15 protein-coding genes are annotated in these 15,909 nt (G+C 75.3%); 8 read left to right on the forward strand and 7 right to left on the reverse strand.

Going from position 1 to position 15,909, the window contains the following annotated elements:
• Positions 1 to 42: 42 nt before the first annotated feature.
• The 4 genes from dnaK to ACRYMN_RS13260 all read left to right on the forward strand — a co-directional run bounded on the left by dnaK (position 43) and on the right by ACRYMN_RS13260 (position 4,316).
• On the forward strand, positions 43 to 1,914 hold the full coding sequence (gene dnaK / locus ACRYMN_RS13245) for a molecular chaperone DnaK (RefSeq protein WP_432495820.1): 1,872 nt from the start codon (positions 43 to 45) through the stop codon (positions 1,912 to 1,914).
• On the forward strand, positions 1,914 to 2,528 hold the full coding sequence (gene grpE, locus ACRYMN_RS13250) for a nucleotide exchange factor GrpE (RefSeq protein ID WP_432495823.1): 615 nt from the start codon (positions 1,914 to 1,916) through the stop codon (positions 2,526 to 2,528). Before dnaK ends, grpE begins: the two co-directional genes overlap by 1 nt.
• 121 nt (positions 2,529 to 2,649) lie before the next feature.
• Positions 2,650 to 3,711, forward strand: coding sequence for a DnaJ C-terminal domain-containing protein (locus ACRYMN_RS13255; protein ID WP_432495825.1), 1,062 nt, complete (start codon positions 2,650 to 2,652; stop codon positions 3,709 to 3,711).
• Positions 3,712 to 3,926: 215 nt separating this feature from the next.
• Complete coding sequence (locus tag ACRYMN_RS13260; protein ID WP_432495856.1) at positions 3,927 to 4,316, forward strand: heat shock protein transcriptional repressor HspR; 390 nt, start codon at positions 3,927 to 3,929, stop codon at positions 4,314 to 4,316.
• Here ACRYMN_RS13260 and ACRYMN_RS13265 read toward each other — a convergent pair.
• From ACRYMN_RS13265 to ACRYMN_RS13290, 6 genes are all read right to left on the reverse strand, one after another.
• Positions 4,296 to 5,927, reverse strand: a complete 1,632-nt coding sequence (locus tag ACRYMN_RS13265; protein WP_432495828.1) for a histidine kinase N-terminal 7TM domain-containing diguanylate cyclase — start codon at positions 5,925 to 5,927, stop codon at positions 4,296 to 4,298. The two genes, ACRYMN_RS13260 and ACRYMN_RS13265, sit on opposite strands and share 21 nt — an antisense overlap.
• Before the next feature lie 103 nt (positions 5,928 to 6,030).
• Complete coding sequence (locus ACRYMN_RS13270; protein WP_432495831.1) at positions 6,031 to 7,614, reverse strand: histidine kinase N-terminal 7TM domain-containing diguanylate cyclase; 1,584 nt, start codon at positions 7,612 to 7,614, stop codon at positions 6,031 to 6,033.
• A gap of 133 nt (positions 7,615 to 7,747) precedes the next feature.
• On the reverse strand, positions 7,748 to 8,044 hold the full coding sequence (locus tag ACRYMN_RS13275; RefSeq protein ID WP_432495833.1) for a hypothetical protein: 297 nt from the start codon (positions 8,042 to 8,044) through the stop codon (positions 7,748 to 7,750).
• Positions 8,045 to 8,096: 52 nt separating this feature from the next.
• On the reverse strand, positions 8,097 to 9,758 hold the full coding sequence (locus ACRYMN_RS13280) for a sodium:solute symporter family protein (RefSeq protein ID WP_432495835.1): 1,662 nt from the start codon (positions 9,756 to 9,758) through the stop codon (positions 8,097 to 8,099).
• Positions 9,759 to 9,888: 130 nt separating this feature from the next.
• The gene (locus ACRYMN_RS13285; RefSeq protein WP_432495858.1) at positions 9,889 to 10,887 is read right to left on the reverse strand and encodes an iron-siderophore ABC transporter substrate-binding protein; all 999 of its coding nucleotides are present in this window, start codon (positions 10,885 to 10,887) and stop codon (positions 9,889 to 9,891) included.
• Positions 10,888 to 11,006: 119 nt separating this feature from the next.
• Entirely contained in the window at positions 11,007 to 12,098 is a 1,092-nt protein-coding gene (locus tag ACRYMN_RS13290) for a magnesium and cobalt transport protein CorA (RefSeq protein WP_432495837.1), read from the reverse strand.
• Between the two features lie 166 nt (positions 12,099 to 12,264).
• On the opposite strand from ACRYMN_RS13290, the gene ACRYMN_RS13295 reads away from it, so the two are divergent.
• From ACRYMN_RS13295 to ACRYMN_RS13310, 4 genes are all read left to right on the forward strand, one after another.
• Entirely contained in the window at positions 12,265 to 12,768 is a 504-nt protein-coding gene (locus ACRYMN_RS13295; RefSeq protein WP_432495839.1) for a ribose-5-phosphate isomerase, read from the forward strand.
• A 40-nt stretch (positions 12,769 to 12,808) separates the two neighbouring features.
• Positions 12,809 to 13,603: a triose-phosphate isomerase family protein gene (locus ACRYMN_RS13300; RefSeq protein ID WP_432495841.1), complete on the forward strand. Its 795-nt coding sequence runs from the start codon at positions 12,809 to 12,811 to the stop codon at positions 13,601 to 13,603.
• Positions 13,604 to 13,646: 43 nt separating this feature from the next.
• Positions 13,647 to 14,624, forward strand: coding sequence for a 3-hydroxyacyl-CoA dehydrogenase family protein (locus ACRYMN_RS13305; protein WP_432495843.1), 978 nt, complete (start codon positions 13,647 to 13,649; stop codon positions 14,622 to 14,624).
• Between the two features lie 100 nt (positions 14,625 to 14,724).
• Positions 14,725 to 15,237 carry a Rieske (2Fe-2S) protein gene (locus ACRYMN_RS13310; protein ID WP_432495846.1) on the forward strand — a complete coding sequence of 171 codons (513 nt, stop codon included), beginning with the start codon at positions 14,725 to 14,727 and terminating at the stop codon, positions 15,235 to 15,237.
• Here ACRYMN_RS13310 and ACRYMN_RS13315 read toward each other — a convergent pair.
• Positions 15,210 to 15,800 carry a hypothetical protein gene (locus ACRYMN_RS13315; protein ID WP_432495848.1) on the reverse strand — a complete coding sequence of 197 codons (591 nt, stop codon included), beginning with the start codon at positions 15,798 to 15,800 and terminating at the stop codon, positions 15,210 to 15,212. The two genes, ACRYMN_RS13310 and ACRYMN_RS13315, sit on opposite strands and share 28 nt — an antisense overlap.
• Positions 15,801 to 15,909: the final 109 nt, after the last annotated feature.

A 15,909-nucleotide genomic window follows, 5' to 3' on the forward strand; every position in this document is an offset into this window, starting at 1 on the left:
TTGAGCGAGGAAGGCTCAACAGTCGAGAGGGGACTCACCACCATGGCACGTGCGGTCGGCATCGACCTCGGTACCACCAACTCCGTCGTCTCCGTCCTGGAGGGCGGCGAGCCGACGGTCATCGCCAACGCCGAGGGTGGGCGCACGACCCCGTCCGTCGTGGCGTTCGCCAAGAACGGCGAGGTCCTGGTCGGCGAGATCGCCAAGCGCCAGGCCGTCACGAACGTGGACCGGACCATCCGCTCCGTCAAGCGCCACATCGGCACCGACTGGAACGTCGCGATCGACGACAAGAAGTACACGCCGCAGGAGATCAGCGCGCGCACGCTGCAGAAGCTCAAGCGCGACGCTGAGTCCTACCTGGGCGAGGCCGTCACCGACGCGGTCATCACCGTGCCGGCGTACTTCAACGACGCCCAGCGCCAGGCCACCAAGGAGGCCGGCGAGATCGCGGGCCTGAACGTCCTGCGCATCATCAACGAGCCCACCGCGGCCGCGCTCGCCTACGGCCTGGACAAGGGCAAGGAGGACGAGCTCATCCTCGTCTTCGACCTCGGCGGCGGCACCTTCGACGTGTCCCTCCTGGAGGTCGGCAAGGACGAGGACGGCTTCTCCACCATCCAGGTGCGCGCCACCTCCGGCGACAACCACCTCGGCGGTGACGACTGGGACCAGCGCGTCGTCGACCACCTGCTGAAGAAGGTGCAGGGCGCCTACGGCATCGACCTGTCCAAGGACAAGATCGCCATGCAGCGCCTGCGCGAGTCCGCCGAGCAGGCCAAGAAGGAGCTGTCGACGGCGACGAGCACGGGCATCTCCCTGCAGTACCTGTCGATGACGGAGAACGGCCCCGTCCACCTGGACGAGCAGCTGACCCGCGCGCAGTTCGAGCAGATGACGCAGGACCTCATCGACCGCACCAAGGCGCCCTTCCACGCCGTCATCCGCGACGCCGACGTCAAGCTCGCCGACATCGACCACGTCGTGCTCGTGGGCGGTTCCACCCGCATGCCGGCCGTGACGAACGTCGTCAAGGAGCTGACCGGCGGCAAGGAGCCCAACAAGGGCGTGAACCCCGACGAGGTCGTCGCCATCGGCGCCGCCCTGCAGGCCGGCGTCCTCAAGGGCGAGCGCAAGGACGTCCTGCTCATCGACGTCACCCCGCTGTCCCTGGGCATCGAGACCAAGGGCGGGATCATGACCAAGCTCATCGAGCGCAACACGGCCATCCCGACCAAGCGCTCGGAGGTGTTCACCACCGCCGACGACAACCAGCCCTCGGTGCTCATCCAGGTGTTCCAGGGCGAGCGCGAGCTGGCCCGCGACAACAAGCCGCTGGGCACGTTCGAGCTCACCGGCATCGCGCCCGCCCCGCGCGGCGTGCCGCAGGTCGAGGTCACCTTCGACATCGACGCCAACGGCATCGTGCACGTCTCGGCGAAGGACCGCGGCACCGGCAAGGAGCAGTCGATGACCATCTCCGGCGGCAGCGCGCTGTCGAAGGAGGACATCGAGCGCATGGTCAAGGACGCCGAGGCGCACGCGAACGAGGACAAGCAGCGCCGCGAGGAGGCCGAGGCCCGCAACCAGGCGGAGAGCCTCGTCTACCAGACGGAGAAGTTCCTCGCCGACAACGCGGACAAGCTGCCCGCCGAGGGCCGCGAGGAGACCGAGAAGGCCGTCGCGGAGCTGAAGAGCGCCCTGGGCGGCACCGACGCGGCCGAGATCAAGGCCAAGACGGAGGCCGTGGCGCAGGCCAGCCAGAAGCTGGGCTCGGCGATGTACGCCCAGGCCCAGGGCGACGCCTCCTCCGCCGGTGACGCCGGCGCCTCCACCGGCCCGGACTTCACCAAGCCCGCCGCCGACGACGACGTCGTGGACGCCGAGGTCGTCGACGACGAGAAGGACAAGTGATGTCGGAGGAGACCGAGACCGCGCAGGGCCCGGTCGTCCGCGACCGCCGTCGCATCGACCCGCAGACGGGTCAGCCCCGCGAGCAGGCGCCGGCGCAGCCGGCGCCCGCCGCGGGCGGCGACGCCCCGGCGCAGCCGGCCGCCCCGAGCGTGGGCGGGCCGGACGACGGCGCCGCCGACGCGGAGCTGGAGGCCGCGCAGGCGCTGGCGGCCGAGCGCCTGGAGGAGCTGCAGCGGCTGAACGCGGAGTACGTCAACTACCGCAAGCGCGTCGACCGCGACCGCGACGTCGCGCGGGCCGCGGCGCTGTCCAGCGTCGCCGAGGCGCTGCTGCCGGTGCTGGACGACGTGCACCTGGCCCGCCAGCACGGCGACCTCACCGGGCCGTTCGCGGCGATCGCCGACAAGCTCGAGGCGACGCTGGGCAGGTTCGGCCTGGAGCGCTACGGCGAGAACGGCGAGCCGTTCGACCCGGCGGTGCACGAGGCGCTCATGCACAGCCACTCCGACGAGTACGAGGTGGCCACCTGCGTGCAGGTGCTGCAGCCGGGCTACCGCTTCGGCGAGCGGGTGCTGCGCCCGGCCCGCGTCGCGGTGGCCGACCCGCAGGGATGACCCCGGCGGCGGTCCCGGCGAGCGCGAGCACCACGAGCACGACCACGAGCACGACGAGCACGACCACGAGCACCACGACCACGAGCACCACGACCACGAGCACAGGGAGGAGGGGGCGCCGGTGAGCATGCAGGACTGGGCGGAGAAGGACTTCTACGCGGTCCTCGGCGTCTCCCACGACGCCGACGCCGCGGAGGTCAAGAAGGCCTACCGCAAGCTGGCGCGGACGCTGCACCCGGACGCCAACCCGGGTGACCCGACCGCCGAGCAGCGCTTCAAGGAGGTCGGGGAGGCGTACGCCGTCCTGTCCGACCCCGAGCAGCGCCGGCAGTACGACGGCGTGCGCGCGATGGTCGGGGGCGGTGCGCGGTTCTCGGCCCACGGCGCCGGGGGCCCCGGCACCGGGGCGGGTTTCGAGGACCTGCTCGGCGGGTTGTTCGGCCAGGGCCGCGCGCCCGGCGGGGTGCGCTTCGGCACCCCCGGCGGCGCGGGCGGCGGGGCGGGTTTCGAGGACCTGCTCGGCGGGTTGTTCGGCCAGGGCGGTGCCGGGGCCGGTGCCGGTGGCGCCGGCGGGCCCTTCGGCGGCCCGTTCGGCGGCCCGCCGCCGCCGGCGCGCGGGCAGGACCTCGAGGCCTCGGCCCGGGTCTCCTTCCGCGCCGCCCTGGAGGGCGCGACGGTCGCGCTGCGGGTCCCCGACCCGCGCGGCGGACCGGTGCGCACCGTCAACGCCCGCCTGCCGCGGGGCGTGCGCGACGGGCAGAAGGTGCGGCTGCGCGGTCAGGGCATGCCCGGCCCCGGCGGCACGGCCGGCGACCTGCTCGTCACCGTGCACGTCGAGCCGCACCCGGTCTTCCGGCGCGAGGGCGACGACCTGCGCATGACGCTGCCGGTCTCCTTCGACGAGGCGGTGCTGGGCGCGACGGTGGAGGTGCCGACCCTGGACGGCTCCACCGTCCGGGTGAAGGTGGCCCCCGGCACGCCCTCGGGGCGCACCCTGCGGCTGAAGGGCCGCGGCGTGAAGCGCTCGCGCACCGAGGACGAGGCGGGCGACCTGCTGGTCTCCGTGGAGGTCGTGGTGCCCCAGCGCGTCGACGGCGCGGTGCGCGAGGCCGTGGAGGCGTTCGCGGGGGCCACGGCCGGCGAGGACCCGCGCGCGGGCCTGGCCGAGCGGGCGCGCAGCTAGCACGAGCGGCGGCACCGGCGGCGGGACGGCGCCACCGGCCCGGCCGGTCCCCGCGGGGACCGGCGGCGGGCCGGGGCGGCGCTCGCCGCGGGTGGTCGCAGCGGTGCTCACAGGGGGTGGTCACCGGGCGGTGGCCCGCAGCCGGGAGGAGGAGGGGCGTGTACGACGACGACGCGGCGGTGTTCGTCATCTCGGTGGCGGCGGAGCTGGCGGGCATGCACCCGCAGACGCTGCGCCAGTACGACCGGCTGGGCCTCGTCTCGCCCAGCCGGGCCCGCGGCCGCGGGCGGCGGTACTCCGCGCGCGACATCGCGCAGCTGCGGGAGGTGCAGCGCCTCTCGCAGGAGGACGGCGTGAACCTCGCCGGCATCAAGCGCATCCTCGACCTGGAGAACCAGGTGACCGCGATGGGCCGGCGGATCGAGGAGCTGGAGGCGGAGGTGGCGCTGGTGCGCCAGCAGGCGCGGCGCATCTTCGCCGCGGGCGTGGCCGGCGACATCGTCGCCACCCCGGTGGGCAAGCGCCCGCCGTCCCCGCAGCGCTCCACCGCCCTGGTGGTGTGGCGCCCGGAGCGCCCCGACCGCTCAGAGCGCGCCGCGCGCTGAGGCCCCTCGGGCCGCCCGCGAGCGCACGACCGGGCCGCCGGCCGCGACCACCCGGTCGCGCCCGGCGGCCTTGGCCGCGTACAGGGCGCGGTCGGCCGCGGCCAGCAAGGAGGGCGCGTCGGCGCCGTCGGCGGGGTGCACCGCGGTGCCGATCGAGACGGTGGGGCGCACGCGGGCGCCGGCGACCCGCACCTCCAGCCGCGAGCAGGCCGCGCGCAGCTCCTCCGCGCGCGCGGCGGTCGCCTCCGCGCCCGCGCCGGGCAGCAGCACGACGAACTCCTCCCCGCCGCTGCGGGCGACCACGTCGCCGGGGCGCACCGCGGAGGACAGCGCCGCCGCGACGGCCACGAGGACCTCGTCGCCGGCGGCGTGCCCGTGGGTGTCGTTGACCGCCTTGAACCGGTCGACGTCCACCACCAGGACGCCCGCGCTCGCGCCCTCGCGCGCGCACGCCCCCAGCGCGGTGGCCATCTGCGCGTCGAGGAAGCGGCGGTTGTGCAGGCCGGTGAGCGGGTCGCGCACGGAGTCCTCGGCCAGGCGCGCGCGCAGCCGCTCGACGAGGGCGAGCTGGTCCTCCAGGTGCCGGCGGGTGCGGACCTGCTCGGTGATGTCGCGGCTGACGACCACGCGCCCCAGGGCGCGCCCGCGCTCGTCGGTCATGACGTCGACCCGCACGTCGAGGTGCACCCCGGGCAGGACCTCGGCGGTGTACCGCGCGCGCCCGCCGGGCAGGTCGGCCAGGGCGCTCGGGTGCAGCACGTCCGTCGCCGGCAGGCCGACCGGGTCCCCGGGCAGGTGCGGCAGGCCGCGGCGCAGCATGGCCCGGGCCGCGGGGTTGAGGTCGACCACGGTGCCCCCCGCGTCGACGACGACGACGGCGTCGGTGACGGTGTCCAGCACCGCCTCGCGGGCCACCGGCACCACCTGCAGCAGCCCGCGGCGCAGCACCGCGTGCGCGGCGACCAGGGCGGTGACCGTGAAGCACAGCGGGGTGGTGTCCTGACCGGCGAACAGGTCGGAGCTGCTCACGTTGACGACGTTGCCCACCAGCGGGGCGGCGGCGGCCACGAGCACGCTGGTGATCTGGTCGCGCACGAGGGCGTGCGCGCGCCACCACGCCCGCACCAGGTGGCCGGCGGAGACGGCCAGCAGCCCGTAGCACCAGGTGGTGTGCGCCCAGAACAGCGGCCCGTAGACGAACGTGAAGCGCGGCGGGTCGCCCACCTGACCGGTGTACGTGAAGAACAGGTGGTGCCACGGGTCGGTGGCCACCGCGGCCAGCACGAGCACCGGCGGGACGACGAGGCCGGCGACCTGCGGGCGCGCGGGCCGGTGGTGCGGGTCGGCGATGGTGCGCGCCAGCAGGTAGGTGGCGACCACGCAGCCCAGGACGCCGACGAACGTGGCGTACGTGGCCCCGCGCTGCACGCCCAGCGGCAGGGGCAGCTGCACGGGCGCGCTGCCGGCCGACCACAGCGCCAGGGCGGCGCACACCGCGGCCAGCGCGGTGGCGGCGGGCGTGCCGCGCCGGTGGCGCCAGGCGATGGCGGCCGCGGCGGCGTTCAGCGCGGCGGACAGGCAGAACGCCACGGCCAGCAGGTCCTGCACCACCGCCCCCTCCGCCCCGCGGCGCCCGTCGCCCCGTCCCCGCACGCATCGGCGCGCGCGGGCGCCGGCTGGAGCCCGGGCTGCGCCGGGCGGGTGGGCGCGCTGCTCAGCCGCCGGCCGCAACCACCCGGTCGCGCCCGGCGGCCTTGGCCGCGTACAGGGCGCGGTCGGCGGCGGCCAGCAAGGAGGGCGCGTCGGTGCCGTCGGCGGGGTGGACCGCGGTGCCGATGGAGACGGTGGGGCGCACGCCCGCCCCGCGGGGGACGGGCACGCACAGCCGGGCGCAGGCCGCGCGCAGCTCCTCCGCGCGCGCGGCGGTCGCCTCCGCGCCCGCGCCGGGCAGCAGCACGACGAACTCCTCCCCGCCGCTGCGGGCGACCACGTCGCCGGGGCGCGCGCCGTCGGCCAGCGCACCGGCGACGGCCACGAGGACCTCGTCGCCGGCGGCGTGCCCGTGGGTGTCGTTGACCACCTTGAACCGGTCCACGTCGAGCAGGAGCAGCCCGGCGCCCGGGGCGCGCCCCGCGGGCGGCTGCGCCCCCAGCTCGGCGGCCAGCGCGGCGTCGAGGAAGCGGCGGTTGTGCAGGCCGGTGAGCGGGTCGCGCACGGAGTCCTCGGCCAGCTGCGCGCGCAGCCGCTCCACGAGGGCGAGCTGGTCCTCCAGGTGCCGGCGGGTCTCGACCTCCTCGGTGGTGTCGCGGCAGACGACGACGCGGCCCAGGTCGCGGCCTCGCTCGTCGCGCAGGAGGGTCACGCGCACGTCGAGGTGCAGCCCGGGGCGGACCTCCACGGTGTGCTGACCGTGCCCGCCGGGCGGGTCGGCCAGGGCGCGCGCGTGCAGCGAGGAGGCCGGCAGCCCGACCGGGTCGCCGGTCAGCCCGGGCACGGCCCGGCGCAGCAGCTCGCGGCCGGCGGGGTTGACGTCGACCACCGTGCCCCCGGCGTCGACGACGACGACGGCGTCGGAGACGGTGTCGAGCACGACCTCGCGCGCCACGGGCACGACCCGCAGGAACCCCTTGTGCAGCACGGCGTGCGCGTCCACCAGGGCGGTGACGGTGAAGAACAGCGGTGTGATGTCCTGCCCGGCGAACAGCTGCGGGTTGGCGATGCTGATGACGTTGCCCACCAGCGGGACCGCGGCGGCCAGCAGCAGGCTGGTGATCTGGCTGCGCACCACGGGGTGGGCGCGCCACCACGCGCGCACCAGGTGGCCGGCGGAGACCAGGAGCACCGCGTAGCACCAGGCGGTGTGCGCCCAGAACAGCGGCCCGTAGACCACGGAGAAGTGCGGCGGGTCCCCGCCGAAGCTCGTGGAGGTGAAGAACAGGTGGTGCCAGGGGTCGGTGGCCACCGCGGCGAGCACCAGCACCGGGGGCACCACCAGCGCCGCGACCCGACGGCGCGCGGGGCGGTGGTGCGGGTCGGCCACGGTGCGGGCCAGCAGGTGCAGGCCCACGACGCTGCCCAGCACGCCGGCGATGGTCAGCACGGTGGCGGCGTGGCGCAGCTCCTGCGGCAGGACCAGGTGCACCGGGCCGTTGCCGGCCGACCACAGGGTCAGCGCGGCGCAGGTGCCGGCCAGGGCGGTGGCCGCCGGGGTGGCGCGGCGGTGGCGCCAGGCGATGAGGGCGGTGACGGCGCTCAGGGCGGCCGAGACGCAGAAGGCGACGACGAGCAGGCCTTGCACCGCCACCTCCCCGCTCGACGCGGGGCCCGGTGCCCCGCCGTGGACGGCATCGGCGTCCCGGCACCGGCGCTGGAGGCGGGCTGCGCCGTCCGGGTGGGACCGTACCGCCCGCCCGCCGCAGCCCGCCGCCCGCTCACTCGGGGCGCGCCGGGTCCTCCTCGGGCACCAGCTCGGACACCGGCCGCGGCGCGCGCCGCGCCCAGGCGAAGAAGAGCGCACCGACGACGAGCATGGGGCCGCCGGTCCACAGGTTGATGCTGATGCCCGCCGCCTGCGCGCGGTCCTGCTCGCCGTTGAGGGCGCCGAGCACGAGCAGCACGGCGCCGTAGACGACGAACACGGTGCCGATGATGTTGCGCAGGTCGAAGCGGCGCGCGAAGCGCACCGCGCGGCGGTCGGCCTCGCTCAGGCCGGACAGGTCCTCGCTCACGACGTCTCCTCGGGGGTGGTGCGGGGGGTGCGGGGGCCGCGGGGGCCGGGGGTCACAGGAACGGCAGGTAGAGCACGACGCACAGCACCAGCGCGACCGCGCCGAGCAGGGCGGGGGAGCGGTACCAGGCGGCGTCGCCGGCCACGTGGTCGCCGCGCACGTCGATGGTGCCCACGCCCTGCACGAGGCCGCGCAGCTCCCCCTCGGGCTTGGCCCGGGTGAAGGAGGAGACGAGGACGGCGACCACGACGACCGAGACGAAGCTCCAGATCGAGCCCCACATGGTCTCGGCGAGGTCGGAGTTGAACTCCAGGACACCGGCCGTGTACAGCACGTAGATCGTCACGGGCACCACCAGGCCCACCAGGTAGGACCACAGGCCGGCTGCGGGCGTGATGCGCTTGAAGAGCAGGCCCATGAGGAAGACCGCGAAGACGGGCGCGTTGAAGAACGAGAAGAGAGCCTGCATGTAGTTCATGATGTTGCTGAACCCGGCGGCGATGAAGGCGGTGGAGACGCCGATGAGCACGCCCGCGACGGTGACGATGCGCCCGACCTTGAGGTAGTACCCGTCCGGCATGCCGGGCTTCACGTAGTCCTGCCACAGGTCGTAGGTGAAGACCGTGTTGAAGCTGGAGACGTTGGCGGCCATGCCGGCCATGAAGGCGGCCAGCAGGCCGGTGACGGCCACGCCGAGCACGCCCGAGGGCAGGTACTCGTTGATGAGCGCGGGGATGGCGTCGTTGTACGTGGGCCCGCCCGCGGAGCCCAGGCCCTGCACGGTCACCACGGCGATCATGCCGGGGACGATGATGACGAACGGGATGAACAGCTTCGGGAACGCCGCGATGAGCGGGGTGCGCCGGGCGGCGGACATGTTGCGCGCGGACAGCGCGCGCTGCACCTCGGCGAAGTTGGTCGTCCAGTAGCCGAAGCTGACGACGAAGCCCAGGCCGAGCACCAGGCCGAGCCAGTCGGCGCCGATGGGGTTGGTGACGTCGCCGATGCCGGTGCCCACCCAGGTGTGCAGGTGGCCCTCGCCGGGGCCGGCGCCGATGCGCTCCTTGAGCCCGTCCCAGCCGCCGACGGCCCTCAGGCCCACCACGGTCAGCGGGATCAGGCCCGCGGCGATGACGAAGAACTGCAGCACCTCGGTGTAGATGGCGCTGGAGAGGCCGCCGAGGGTGATGTACGCCAGGACGAACACGGCCGAGACGAGGATGGCGAACCACGAGGGCCAGCCGAGCAGGGCCTCGATGACCAGCGACATCGCGTACAGGTTGATGCCGGCGATGAGCAAGCTGGAGACGGAGAACGCCAGGGCGTTGGCCACGTGCGCGCCCGGGCCGAAGCGGCGGCGCATGTACTCCGGGACGCTGCGGACCTTCGAGCCGTAGTAGAACGGCATCATCACCAGGCCCAGGAACACCATGGCCGGCACGGCGCCGATCCAGTAGTAGTGCATCGTGGCGATGCCGTACTGGGCGCCGTTGGCGGCCATGCCGAGGATCTCGGTGGCGCCGAGGTTGGCGGAGACGAACGCCAGGCCGGTCATCCAGGCGGGCATGGAGCGCCCGGAGAGCAGGAAGTCCAGGCTGGTGCGCACCTGGCGCCGGGCGATGAGCCCGATGCCCAGGACGACGGCGAAGTAGAACAGGAGCAGGGCGTAGTCGACCGCCCCCATGTCGAGCCGGAGATCGGCTGCGGTGCGCATGCGGGGCCTTCCGCGGGGTTCGGGACGGCCCGCGGATGGCGCGGGCCGGAAGTTACCCGAACACATTACCCGCGTCGGCGCGGCCCCCCGTCCCCACCCGCGCGACGGGCGGGGACGGGGGCCGCCCGGCTCAGGCGCCCAGGGCCTGCGCGAAGAGCGGCACCGCGTTGTCCAGGGCGTAGCCGAAGCCGAGGGTGGTGCCGCTGGAGAAGGCCGACACCAGCGTCTGGTCGTCCAGGACGACCACGCGCCCCTCGCGCGCGGCCGGCAGGGACTGCACCACCGGGTCGGCGGTGATCTCCGCGGCTGAGGCGCCGATGGGGAAGAGGACCACGAGGTCGGCGTCGAGCAGGGCGAGCTGCTCGGCCGAGAGCGAGACCGAGAAGCTGCCGGAGGCCAGCTCCTGCACGGCCGGGTTCTGCGTGAAGCCCAGCGCGGTCATGAAGTCCACCCGGCCGTCGCCCTCGACGTAGGCGCCCCAGCCGCCGGCGTAGTAGGTGCCCACGGTGACCGTCCTGCCGGCGAAGGCGGGGTTGGCCGCGGCGACCTCCTCGAAGCGGGCCCGCAGGTCGGCGACGAGCCGCTCGCCGTCGGCCTCCTTGCCCAGCGCGGCGGCCACGAGCGCCACCTGGTCCTGCCAGGAGGTGCCGTAGGGGATGGTCGTGCCCGGCGGGGGGCCGACGGTGGCGGCGATGGCCGAGAGGTCCTCGTTCTTCGCCGCGTCGTTGTCGCTGCGGGTGTTGAGCACCAGGTCCGGCCGCAGGGCGGCGACCGCCTCGTAGCTCAGCTCCAGCGTGCCGAGCTGCTCGGGGCTCTGCGTGACGAGGTCCGCGGCCCACGGGCCCACGCCGTCGCCGCCGAAGGCCAGCCAGTCGGAGGTGCCGACGACCTGGGTGCCCAGCGCCAGGCACGTCTCGGCGTCGCCCCAGCCCAGCGCCACGACGCGCTCGGCGTCCGCGGGCACCTCGACCGCCCCGAAGAGCGTCTCCACCGTGCGCGGGCCGGCGCCGCCGGCGGTCCCGGTCGCGGTGGCGGCGCCGGTGCCCCCCTCCGAGCCGGAGGAGCACGCGGCGAGCGCCGACAGCCCGGCGAGCGAGGCGCCGGTGAGCAGCGAGCGGCGGGACGGCAGGGACACGGGTGCTCCGATCTGGTGAGGGAAGGCTCACCGTACCGGGTGGACCGTACCGGAGCGGGGCGGTGCCGCGCACCGGTCCCGGGCGCGGCGCCGGGGGCGCGCCCGCCCGTCGCTCACAGCCACTTCTTGGCGCGCAGCGTCAGGTACAGCGCCGTGCACGTCGTCACGATGACGGCCAGCACCACGAAGTAGCCGTAGCGGGTGTGCAGCTCGGGCATGTTGTCGAAGTTCATGCCGTAGATGCCGGCGATCGCGGTGGGCACCAGCGCGATCGCCGCCCAGGCCGAGATGCGGCGCATGTCCTCGTTCTGCTGGGTGCTGACGCGGTTCTGCCGCACCCCGACCTGGGTCAGGTGCGCCTGCAGCACGGCCGTGAGCAGCTGGTCGTCGCGGTCGATCGCGTCGGCGGCGCGCAGCAGGTGGTCGAGCACGTCGCGGTAGTGCTCGCGCCGGTCCTGCGCGGCGTGGGCGGGCCGCCCCTCCACGAGCTCCTGCACGGGCGCGATGAGCGGCAGCACGGCCCGGCGGAACTCCAGCACCTCGCGCTTGAGCTTGTAGATGCGCTCGGAGTGGTCCTGCTCGCCGCCGCCGAAGACCTTCTCCTCGATCTCCTCCACGTCCACGGCGATGGAGCGCACCACCTCGGTGTAACCGTCCACGACGCGGTCGAGCAGCAGGTGCAGCACGTGCCCGGGGGTCCGGGCCGCGCCCGGCCCGCCCGCGAGGTCGTCGACCTCGGCGCGCACGTCGGCGACCGCGCGGGACTCGCCGTGGCGCACGGTGATCAGGAAGTCCTCGCCGAGGAAGACGGCGACCTCGCTGACGTCGACGACCTCCTCGTGGTCGACGTAGCGCACCGGCTTGAGCACGGCGAAGGTCAGCCCGGGGTACTGCTCCAGCTTGGGGCGCTGGTGGGCGTCGACGGCGTCCTCCACGGCCAGCTCCGGCAGGTCGAAGAGGCGCTGCAGGCGGGCCACGTGGCCCGCGTCGGTGCCCTGCAGCCCGATCCACAGGAAGCCGCCGCCGGCGCGCGCCGCCGCCAGCGCGGCGGCGGGCTCCTCCACCGGCTGCGGCGGGCCCCCGGGCACGTACAGCTCGCAGCGCACCACCGGCAGCCCCGACAGGTCCGACACGTCGCTCGAGCCGGTGGCGGCGCGCGCACCCGGGGTGCTCGCGCGGTGCTGGGCGTGCGGCTGGGACGGCACGGGCGACCTCCTGCGACGACGTGGCGAGCCTCCAGTGCACCACCCGTGCGCGCGGTGGGCGCCGACGGGTGCGGCGCGGCCGGCGGGTGGGCGCGCTGCGGGAACACCCGGCCCGGACCGGTGTTGAACCCGGTGAACGTCGATCCCCCCACCTGAGGAGAGCACCGTGAGCGAGAGCACCGCGAGCCCGCAGTGGCGCGTCGTCGTCGCCGCCGACGAGGCCGGCTTGTCCTACAAGGAGGCCATCAAGGCGGACCTACTGAAGGACCCGCGCGTGAAGGAGGTCATCGACGTCGGCGTGAAGGCCGATGAGGACACCGCCTACCCGCACGTGGCCGTGGCCGGGGCGCGCAAGATCGCCGCCGGGGAGGCGGACCGGGGCATCTTCGTGTGCGGCACCGGCATGGGGGTGGCCATCGCGGCGAACAAGGTCAAGGGCATCCGCGCCTCGACCGCGCACGACTCCTTCTCGGTCGAGCGCCTGGTGCTCAGCAACGACGCGCAGGTGCTCACCCTGGGTGAGCGCGTGATCGGGCGGGAGCTGGCCCGGCGCCTGGCCAAGGAGTTCCTCGGCTACGTCTTCGACCCGGCCAGCGCCTCGAAGGCGAAGGTGGACGCGATCTGCGGGTACGAGACCGACGCCGACGCGGACGCCAGCGCCCTGAGCTGACGGTCACCCGCTCCACCGCTACCCCCGGAGACCACGCCCCATGACCAGCCGTCCACGCCCGCTCGTCGGGGTCAGCCTGAAGATGTACTTCTCGCTGGCCCGCACGCGCAGCTACCTCGCCGACGTCGCGGCCCTGGGCCCCGAGGTCGCGGCGAGCGGCGTGGACGCGTTCGTCATCCCCGACTTCCTGAGCATCACCACCGCCGTGGACCTGCTGCGCGGCACGCCCGTGGCGGTCGGCGCCCAGGACGCCTCCTGGGAGGACTTCGGGGCCCTGACGGGCGAGGTCTCCCCCGCCGCGCTGCGCGAGGCGGGGGTGCGCATCGTCGAGATCGGCCACGCCGAGCGCCGCCGCATGTTCGCCGAGGACGACATCGTCACCGCCCGCAAGGCCGCCGCGGCGGCCCGCAACGGGCTCGTGCCCCTGGTGTGCATCGGCGAGAACGTGCGCATCGACGTCGAGGACGCCGCGCGCACCACGATCACGCAGGTGCTCGCCGCGCTGGAGGACGTGCCCTCCGACGCGGAGGTCGCCGTCGGCTACGAGCCGAACTGGGCGATCGGGCAGACCGAGCCCGCCCCGCCCGAGCACGTCGTGGGCGTCACCACGCGCCTGCGCGACGCCCTGTCGCACCGCTCGGGCACGACCCGGGTCCTGTACGGCGGCAGCGCCGGGCCCGGGCTGTTCACGCAGGTCGCCGACGGCGTGGACGGCCTGTTCCTGGGCCGCTTCGCGCACGACGTGGCCAACTTCCGCGCCGTGGTGCAGGAGATCGCCGACCTCCGCGGCACCGCGGACCCCCTCCCCGGCGCGCCCGGCGACGAGCTCGCCTGAGCCCGCCCGCGCCGACACCGACCCCAGACACCGGAGGACCCCCGTGCCCACCGCACCCCGCACCGACAAGATCACCCGCGTCGCCCAGATCGGCACCGGCTACATGGGCGGCGGCATCGCCCAGTCGCTGGCGCTGGCCGGCAACGACGTGTGGCTGGCCGACGCCGACAAGGAGTCGACCGACCGCAACTACGAGCGCCTGCTGAAGGAGTCCGAGCTCTTCGAGGCGCAGGGCCTCTTCGCCCCGGGCAGCACCGAGGTCCTCAAGGAGAAGTTCCACCCGGCCGCCTCCATCGAGGAGGCCGTCGCCGACGTGCACTTCGTCGAGGAGGCCGTCTTCGAGGACCCGACCGTCAAGAAGGACGTGCTCTCGCGCGTCGAGCGCGCCGTGACCCCGGGCACCATCGTGGGCACCAACACCTCCACCATCCCGGTGAAGGTGCTCGCCGAGGCCTTCCAGGACGCCTCCCTGTTCCTGACCGTGCACTTCTCCAACCCCGCCCCGTTCATCCCGGGCGTGGAGCTGGTGACCGGCGAGGCCACCGACCCCGCCGTGCTGCCGCTGATCGACGAGCTGCTCACCCGCGCCGGCCGCAAGGGCGCGCAGGTCAAGGACGTGCCCGGCTTCGTGCTCAACCGCCTGCAGTACGTGCTGCTGAAGGAGGCCATGACCGTCGTCGAGGAGGGCGTGGCCACCGCCGCGGACGTCGACACCATCGTCTCGACCACCTTCGGCTTCCGCCTGCCGTTCTTCGGCCCGTTCGCCATCGCCGACATGGCCGGCCTGGACGTGTACGCCAAGGGCTTCAAGGTCCTCGAGGGCCACTTCGGCGAGCGCCTGTCCGCGCCGCAGAACCTGCTCGACCTGGTCGAGCAGGGCAAGTTCGGCACCAAGACCGGCTCCGGGTTCCTGGAGCTGGAGCCGGAGAAGCTGGCCGCGCTCATCGACTACCGCAACAAGGCGTACCAGAAGATGGGCGAGCTGCTCGCCGAGCTGGGGCCGTCGCCGCTGGCCGAGTGAGCCGCCCTGCCGCCACCCGGCGCTGAACCCGCGCGGCGCCTGCCCCGTTCCACGGGGCAGGCGCCGCTGCGCGCGCCACCGCCGAGGACGGGAGACCACCGTGGACCGCACCCGCCGACCCCGCACCCCGCTCAGCCGGCGCGGCGCCCTGGGCGCGGGCCTGGCCGGCGGTGCGCTGCTGGCCGGGTGCGCCCCCGGGCAGGAGGAGCAGCCGGCGGCCCCCTCGCCGACGGGCACCGGCACCCCCAGCGCCCCGGCGCCCGCACCGGCCGACGGCGCCGACCCGGCCGCGGGCACGTGGGAGTCGGGCACGGGCACGGCCCTGACGACGCTGTCGGCCGTGCCGGTCGGCTCGGCCGTGGTGCTCGAGGACGGCTCGGGCGTGCCCGTGGTCGTCGCCCAGCCGGAGGCCGGGCGGGTCGTGGCCTTCGGCGCGCGCTGCCCGCACCAGGGCTGCGCCGTGGTCGTCGAGGGCGCCGAGCTCAGCTGCCCGTGCCACTACTCGCGCTTCGAGAGCGCCACCGGCGCGCTGCTGGAGGGCCCGGCCACCGAGGGGCTGACCCCCTACCCCGTCGTCGTCTCCGGTCAGGACGTGCTGGCCTCCGACGCCTGAGCGCAGCGCCCGCCGCCGGGCGTCCGCCCGTCCACCAGCGCCGCGGCGCGCGCCGGCGCCACCCCCAGGCGCAGCAGCTGCGCGTGCAGCACGGCGCGGCCGTCCCGGGGCGCGGCGCCGCGGGCGGAGGCGGGCGGCGCGGGCGGCTCGGGCGGCGCCGGCGGCGGTGCGGCGGCGGCCCGCGCGGCCGCGGTCGCCGGCGCCTCCAGGCGGGCCACGGCCCGGCCGGTGGCCTCCAGCACGCCGAGGACCGCCGGGCCGCCCAGCTGCGCCAGCGCACCGGCCGGCCCGTCCAGGGCCAGGCAGCCGGTGACCGCGGAGACGGGACCGGAGTCGTCGACGAGGGGCACGGCCACCACGACGCCGTACCGGCCGCGCAGGCGCCGGTGCTCCTCGTGCGTCAGCCCCTGGCGGACGTCGGCGGGCAGGCGCTGCCAGCCGGCGGCGTCGACGTCGCCGAGGGCCGCGTCGGCGGCGGCGAGGTCCTCGGCCACGACCCGCCCCTCGGCCACGCACCGGCCGATCACGCCCTTGCCGGGCGCCCACGCGGTGCCCGAGGCCACCGGGCGGGGGGGGGGGGGGGGGGGGGGGGGGGGGGGGGGGGGGGGGGGGGGGGGGGGGGGGGGGGGGGGGGGGGGGGGGGGGGGGGGGGGGGGGGGGGGGGGGGGGGGG

This window comes from Kineococcus gypseus (assembly GCF_050871305.1).
In the GTDB taxonomy this organism is placed as follows: domain Bacteria; phylum Actinomycetota; class Actinomycetes; order Actinomycetales; family Kineococcaceae; genus Kineococcus; species Kineococcus gypseus.

Excerpts from the sequence above, each read along its gene's own strand:
- dnaK (WP_432495820.1), top strand. The coding sequence starts at position 43 with ATGGCACGTGCGGTCGGCATCGACCTCGGTACCACCAACTCCGTCGTC.
- ACRYMN_RS13280 (WP_432495835.1), bottom strand. The coding sequence starts at position 9,758 with ATGCGCACCGCAGCCGATCTCCGGCTCGACATGGGGGCGGTCGACTAC.
- ACRYMN_RS13300 (WP_432495841.1), top strand. The coding sequence starts at position 12,809 with ATGACCAGCCGTCCACGCCCGCTCGTCGGGGTCAGCCTGAAGATGTAC.
- grpE (WP_432495823.1), top strand. The coding sequence starts at position 1,914 with ATGTCGGAGGAGACCGAGACCGCGCAGGGCCCGGTCGTCCGCGACCGC.
- ACRYMN_RS13260 (WP_432495856.1), top strand. The coding sequence starts at position 3,927 with ATGCACCCGCAGACGCTGCGCCAGTACGACCGGCTGGGCCTCGTCTCG.